Origin of the sequence: Paenibacillus forsythiae T98 (genome assembly GCF_000520735.1) — a bacterium.
Classification (GTDB): Bacteria; Bacillota; Bacilli; order Paenibacillales; family Paenibacillaceae; genus Paenibacillus_AQ; species Paenibacillus_AQ forsythiae.
On the sequence record NZ_ASSC01000068.1, the window covers coordinates 1 to 6,449 of the forward strand.

The window sequence follows — 6,449 nt, forward strand, 5'->3', positions numbered from 1 at the left end:
GGCGGTCCGACCTGCGGCTACTTCTCGGTCGCGGAGCATCTCATGCGCCGCATTCCCGGTCGCATCGTCGGCCAGACGGTCGACCGCAGCGGCAAGCGCGGCTTCGTGCTGACGCTTCAGGCCCGGGAGCAGCATATCCGCCGCGAGAAGGCGACGTCCAACATCTGCTCCAACCAGGCGCTGCTGGCGCTCTGCGCTTCGGTCTATCTGTCCGTCATGGGCAAGGAAGGCTTGCGCGAGGTCGGCGAACTGAATATCCGCAAGAGCCATTACGCGGCAGCCCGCCTCGGGGCCATTCCAGGCGTCAAGATCGCCTTCACCTCCCCGTTCTTCAATGAATTCGCGCTGAAGCTGCCGGAGGGCAGCGATCCGGGCGCGGTGAACGCCAAGCTGCTCAAGGAAGGCTTCCTCGGCGGGTATGATCTCGGCAGGGATTATCCGGAGCTTGCCGGACATATGCTGATTGCCGTAACGGAGAAACGGAGCAAGAGTGAAATCGACGAATTTGCAAGCGTACTGGAGGGCTGTCTATGAAACCGGAACAAAGCCTTATCTTTGAAATAAGCCGTCCCGGACGCGCCGCCTACTCCCTGCCGGAATGCGATGTGCCGGCGGAGGACAGCCTGGATGCGCTCATTCCCGCCGAGCTGCTGCGCAAGCAGCCCGCCGCGCTTCCGGAGGTGTCCGAGGTGGATGTCATCCGCCATTTCACCGCCCTGTCCCGCCGCAACTTCGGCGTCGACAACGGCTTCTATCCGCTCGGCTCCTGCACGATGAAATATAATCCGAAGATCAACGAGGATGTCGCCCGCTTCCCGGGATTCGCGAAGATCCATCCGTACCAGCCGGAAGAGAGCATCCAGGGCGCGCTGGAGCTGATGCATACGCTGCAAAGCGACCTGGCCGCGCTGACCGGCATGGACGCCGTATCGCTCCAGCCCGCTGCGGGCGCGCACGGCGAATGGACCGGACTGATGATGATCCGCGCGTATCATGAGAGCTGCGGAGAAGTCCGGACCAAGGTCATCGTGCCGGACTCCTCGCACGGCACGAACCCGGCCAGCGCTTCGGCGGCCGGACTGACAACAGTGACCATTCCTTCCAATGAGCAGGGAATGGTAGATCTGGAGGCGCTGAAAAATGCGGTCGGCAGCGACACCGCTGCGCTCATGCTGACCAACCCGAGCACGCTCGGCCTCTTCGAGACGCAGATTGTGGAAATCGCCAGAATCGTGCATGAAGCGGGCGGCCTGCTCTACTATGACGGAGCGAACTCGAACGCGATCATGGGCATTACCCGTCCCGGCGACATGGGCTTTGACGTCGTGCATCTCAATCTGCACAAGACGATGAGCACGCCCCACGGCGGCGGCGGCCCGGGCGCCGGTCCGGTAGGGGTCAAGGCGAAGCTGGCTCCGTTCCTTCCAGGCCCCACCGTGGTCAAATCGGAAGACGGCAGCTTCACGCTTCAGGCCGGGGGACCGCAGTCGATCGGACGGGTCAAGGCTTACTACGGCAACTTCGGCATTCTTGTCCGCGCCTATACCTATATCCGAACCTATGGCCCGGACGGACTTCGCGAGGTGTCGGAGAACGCCGTGCTGAACGCCAACTATATGCTGCACCGGCTGGCGCCGCATTTTGAGGCGCCTTACCCGGGCATTTGCAAGCATGAATTCGTCCTGTCCGGCAAGAATCTGAAGCCCTACGGCGTTCGCACACTTGATGTCGCGAAACGTCTGCTCGACTTCGGCTACCATCCGCCGACCGTCTACTTCCCGCTCAACGTGGAGGAGTGCATCATGATCGAGCCTACCGAGACGGAAAGCAAGGAAACGCTCGACGGCTTCATCGAGACAATGATCCGTATCGTGCAGGAAGCGAAGGATACGCCTGAAATCGTGCTGAACGCCCCGCATACAACTGAAATCAGCCGGCTTGACGAGACGCAGGCGGCGCGGAGGCCTGTGCTGAACTGCTCCTGCGGATAAAGGCTTATGCAGGTTAACCCGGTATGCAAACAAAAACGTGACACACCGGATGCTTAAGCCCCCGCTTGCTACATCTCAAGGATCGGCAACAAGCTTGGCGGTATGAATACACTGTAGCTGCAAAAGGCTGGAAACGGATCAGATCTCCGTGCCAGCCTTTTTTCTTCGTTGCTTGAGCCAAAGTCTTGTGAGGTAGTATATGGATAATACAGCTAAGAACCTTGATAATTTACACAGGCGTTAGTCGTCAATTTTGCAAGGGAGTTTATATATTCACTAAAATAGAGCGGTTCAGAAAATATTCCTGTGCGCCACAACAGGACAGCGCCGGGTCCCGCCTACCATCCGGTCACTTCTCCCCGTCCTTGTATCTCTCCAGCAGCTCCCTTAGCTTCGCTCTCATACAGTCGATCAGCTCCGGCGGTTCCGCAACCTGGGCGTCGCTCCCAAGGCCGATGAACAATCGGGCGAAGTAAGGAATTTCGCTGTTCGGAATCTCGTCGTCAATCCAGCCCGTACCGTCTTCCCGAACCCGCAGCGGCCCCCGCCGTCCCAGCTCCGCTTCGCACACCCGCACTCCCTCCTCGGTTAGTTGAACGCGGCAGCGGGTATACTGGCTTTTGTCCGAAAAAGAATCTTCCCAGTTGCCCAAATGAACGCTGCGCAGGTCCAGCGGCTTTATTCCGGGGTCTCCCTCCTCCACGCTCACGATCCGGTCACACCGGAACAGCCGCACACCGCCGCGTAAAAAGCAGTACGCCGGACAGTACCACAGCCCGCTGCTGGCATAGATGCCAATCGGCTGAATGTCCCGGACCGAAATGTTCTCCTGCGATTTGTATCCGATCCGCACGATCCTTTGCATCACGGATGCATCAAGCAAACAAGACAGATGGGGAGCCTCCGCCTGCCTGGCCGGAACGACGAAATCCACCCGGTTCTTCATCTGGTCGATCCGGTCCCGGACATCTCCGGACATATAATGATAGAATTTGCCCAGCGCCGACGAAGCCTCCGTCTCAAAGGGAATGAAAGAGTAATGACGCAAGGCGTGGCAGGCGAAAAAAAGGGCGACCGCTTCCTCCTCGGTAAAAGCGATAGGCGGCAGAATCCGTTCGTTCAGCACCTGATACCCGCCATGCGGCCCCACTTCCGAATATAAAGGGACGCCAAGTTCTCCCAGCTCCTGCAAATCTCTTAATATGGTCCTTGCCGACACGCCGAACTCCCGCGCAAGCTCCTTGACGGTAAATTTCTTCTTGCGATTGACGGTCAGCATCAGCTCCAGCAGCCGTTTTGATTTGGGCATGATGTTCGGCCTCTTTTCTGTGGAGGAATCGGTAACTTTTTATAGATTTATGACAATACTTGTCACTATTATAATCTACAATGGAAACCGAAGCATAGAAGCGCCATATACCGCAAAAAGACTTCCTCACCGAACCGTCTGTTTACAATTCGCTGCGGACAAAATCAATGCAAATCGAAAGGTGTGAGCTTATGCAAGCCGTAAGTGTAATGAAAGGTCTGCTGCTTGAAGAACTGGGGCATATTGTCCGGACTTCGTCCAAACTGATCGCCCAAATCTCTCCGGAGCACCGGGACTACCGTCCCCGGGACAATATGCGCTCTCTGCTTGAACTGGCCCAGCATCTTGTATCCATCCCCTCGGTCGATCTGCTGATCCTCCGGGAACAGGGGGAGCCGGAAATCCGGCGGATGGAAGCAGAAGTCAACCAGGACAGCGCTGCGGAACCATTGTCGGCATGGATGGACAGAGGCTTGCAGGACCTGAAAGCGTACATGGAAGGACTGAGCGAGGAGGACTTTCTGTACAAATCTACCAAGCCGTTCTACCTGGAGCATGGCTCGGTACAGGCCAAATGGCTGATTGAAATCGTCACCCATGCCCAGCATCACCGGGCGCAGCTCTTCAACTATATGAAGGAACTGGGCTACAAGGTGAACATGTTCGATCTGTACTAAACCCGATTGGATGCGCCGGACCGACTTCTTGAAGCAATTCAGGCTTTTCTGAATCCATCCGAGCAGAATAATGGCTGCCGGGATACCGCCGCTTGGGGGTACACTTTGAAATGCCGGATGTTCGCGACCCGGCGCAGGGCAACTAGACACATGGGACAGAGCCAAGGACGATGGTGCGCATAGGTCGCGCCAATCCGTCTTTTGCCTGTCCTTTCTTGCGCCCAGACTTCTTACGCTCAGACTTCATCGGCGAAGATAGTCTTGGGCCGTATGACACAGTGATACATAAGGAATTTTATGGGTATTTATCTCTATTTATCTAGCGAAAATATGAATGGAAAATAGAGGATTTTGAATGAAAATGGCGAATTTTTAGCAGCACGAGCGTTGATATTGTCTTTAAACATGGAGGGCAAAATGCTGCGAAAAAATAACAGTAGACGTACCCGCAATTCCATTTCGTTCAACCGGAATTCGCATGAAGAACTCCAGCCCGAGCCTGTGAATCCCTACACCTTCAGTCCTCTATGGGGAGCCTCAAGAATCGCCGGCATTTACTTTATTGTCGGGTGTCTATGGATTCTGTTGACCGACAGGGCAGTCTCAGCTCTCACAGATAATGCCGAATTGATCGCCACAATCAATATGATTAAAGGCTGGTTCTTTGTTTTTGTGACGGCCCTTCTGATCTTTGCCCTTATTCTAAGTACGCTCAGACGGATCAGGAGGGTAGAGAAAGACCTGGAGACATCCTATAAAAATGTGATCAACGCCCATGAAAATCTGGAATCCGCATACGAGGAAATCACAGCGACAGAAGAGGAACTGCGGCAGCAGTACGATCAGTTAATCGAGAATCAGCGAAGGCTTGGCGAGAGCGAGGAGAAAATGCAGCATCTCGCCTACCACGATTTGCTGACTGATCTGCCCAACAAACTGAACTTGTACGAGAACGCCGCAAATATCATCGCGGAAGCAGACGGGAACGCCGCCCTGATGTTTGTTGATATCGACAACTTTAAATACATTAACGATACGCTGGGTCATGATTTCGGAGACCGTCTCATTGTGAAGGCAAGCGAAAGGCTGCAGGCCATTGTGGGACAAAACGGGATCGTGTACCGCTTCGGAGGCGATGAATTCATCATCCTGCTGCATGCCCTGAAGGACAAGGCGGATGTGGAAAGGGTGGCGGCCCGGATTCTTGCCGGACTTAAAAAGGCGGTCGATCTCGACAACAGTCTGCTGCACATCAGCACCAGCATCGGAATCAGTCTTTGCCCCGATCACGGCACCGATATTATGGAACTCGTCAAACGGGCGGATATCGCCATGTATAAAGCAAAAGAAGCGGGCAAGGGCAACTATATCGTGTTCAACACTCCTCTGAATGATACATTTACCGAAAGAATGAACATTGAGAAGCAGCTATACACCGCGATGGAACGGAATGAGTTCGATCTCTTCTATCAGCCTCAAGTCGATCTGGCGCTGAACAAAGTGGCCGGTCTGGAGGCTCTTCTACGCTGGAACAGCCCCGAGCTGGGATATGTCTCTCCATTCAAATTCATCAAAGTGGCCGAAGATTCGCATTTGATTATTCCGTTGGGAATGTGGGTTCTACGCAGCGCCTGCGCGTATTTGAAGCATCTTCATGAGCTGGGCTTCGAGCATTTGACCATGTCCGTCAATATTTCGATGCTGCAGCTGCTACAGACCGATTTTAATGAGCTGGTGCTGGATACGCTGCAATCCTCCGGACTTAAGCCCGATTGTCTGGAACTGGAAATCACGGAGTCCATATTGATCGAATCCTACGAGCATGTCAGCGCCAAATTGAACGAACTGAGAGACAAGAACATCAAGATTGCGCTGGACGATTTCGGGACAGGCTATTCTTCCTTAAGCTACCTGACCCATCTCCCGATCTCCACTTTAAAAATTGACAAATCCTTTATCGACTCCATCCCGGCGGAAACGAATGAGGCGATACTGCTCGAACAAATTATGATGATTGGCAAAAGAATGAAGATGTGCGTGATTGCGGAAGGAGTGGAACGGGCGGAACAGTTGGCCTATTTGCAGGAGCTGGGCTGTGACAAAATCCAGGGTTATCTCTTCAGCAAGCCGCTCGCCGCAAAGGACATGGAACAGCTGTTGGCCGGCTGGGAAAATTCCGGAGCGGCCAGCTGTACCGAGCCTTGACACTTTTCCCCCCTCCCCCTGATCGAAGCTCATGCAGACCATATTTTTGCACAAAAATGAAGCGAAGGTTCCCCGGATCAATTGCCGGGGAACCTTCGCTATATCCATGATTTTTTCTTCCTGACGCATGGCTCTTTGCAGCTCAGCCGTACATTATGCTGCTTGTTTCAACGCTTTCTTGCGCTGCTTCGCCGACTTGTGGAAGTAGAACAGCTCGTATACGACCGGAACCACAACCAGCGTCAGTACCGTAGCGGCGGTCAAGCC

5 protein-coding genes are annotated in these 6,449 nt (G+C 54.4%); 4 read left to right on the plus strand and 1 reads right to left on the minus strand.

What is annotated here, in order from left to right; genetic code table 11:
* Together L692_RS0102460 and gcvPB are read left to right on the plus strand one after the other, a co-directional pair.
* Positions 1 to 534, plus strand: a 534-nt coding sequence (locus L692_RS0102460; protein WP_025696899.1) for a hypothetical protein, incomplete at its 5' end; no start/stop codon positions are given.
* A complete protein-coding gene (gene gcvPB, locus L692_RS0102465; RefSeq protein ID WP_025696901.1) occupies positions 531 to 1,991 on the plus strand; it encodes an aminomethyl-transferring glycine dehydrogenase subunit GcvPB in 1,461 nt (486 codons plus the stop codon). The genes L692_RS0102460 and gcvPB, both read left to right, overlap by 4 nt.
* Before the next feature lie 349 nt (positions 1,992 to 2,340).
* Here the strand turns inward: gcvPB and L692_RS0102470 are convergent, their stop codons facing one another.
* Positions 2,341 to 3,300, minus strand: a complete 960-nt coding sequence (locus L692_RS0102470; RefSeq protein ID WP_025696902.1) for a helix-turn-helix transcriptional regulator — start codon at positions 3,298 to 3,300, stop codon at positions 2,341 to 2,343.
* A gap of 191 nt (positions 3,301 to 3,491) precedes the next feature.
* On the opposite strand from L692_RS0102470, the gene L692_RS0102475 reads away from it, so the two are divergent.
* Positions 3,492 to 3,977, plus strand: a complete 486-nt coding sequence (locus L692_RS0102475) for a DinB family protein (protein WP_025696903.1) — start codon at positions 3,492 to 3,494, stop codon at positions 3,975 to 3,977.
* Between the two features lie 417 nt (positions 3,978 to 4,394).
* Positions 4,395 to 6,182 (plus strand): putative bifunctional diguanylate cyclase/phosphodiesterase, encoded by a 1,788-nt coding sequence (locus tag L692_RS27595; protein WP_025696904.1) that lies wholly within the window; start codon positions 4,395 to 4,397, stop codon positions 6,180 to 6,182.
* Positions 6,183 to 6,449 lie beyond the last annotated feature (267 nt).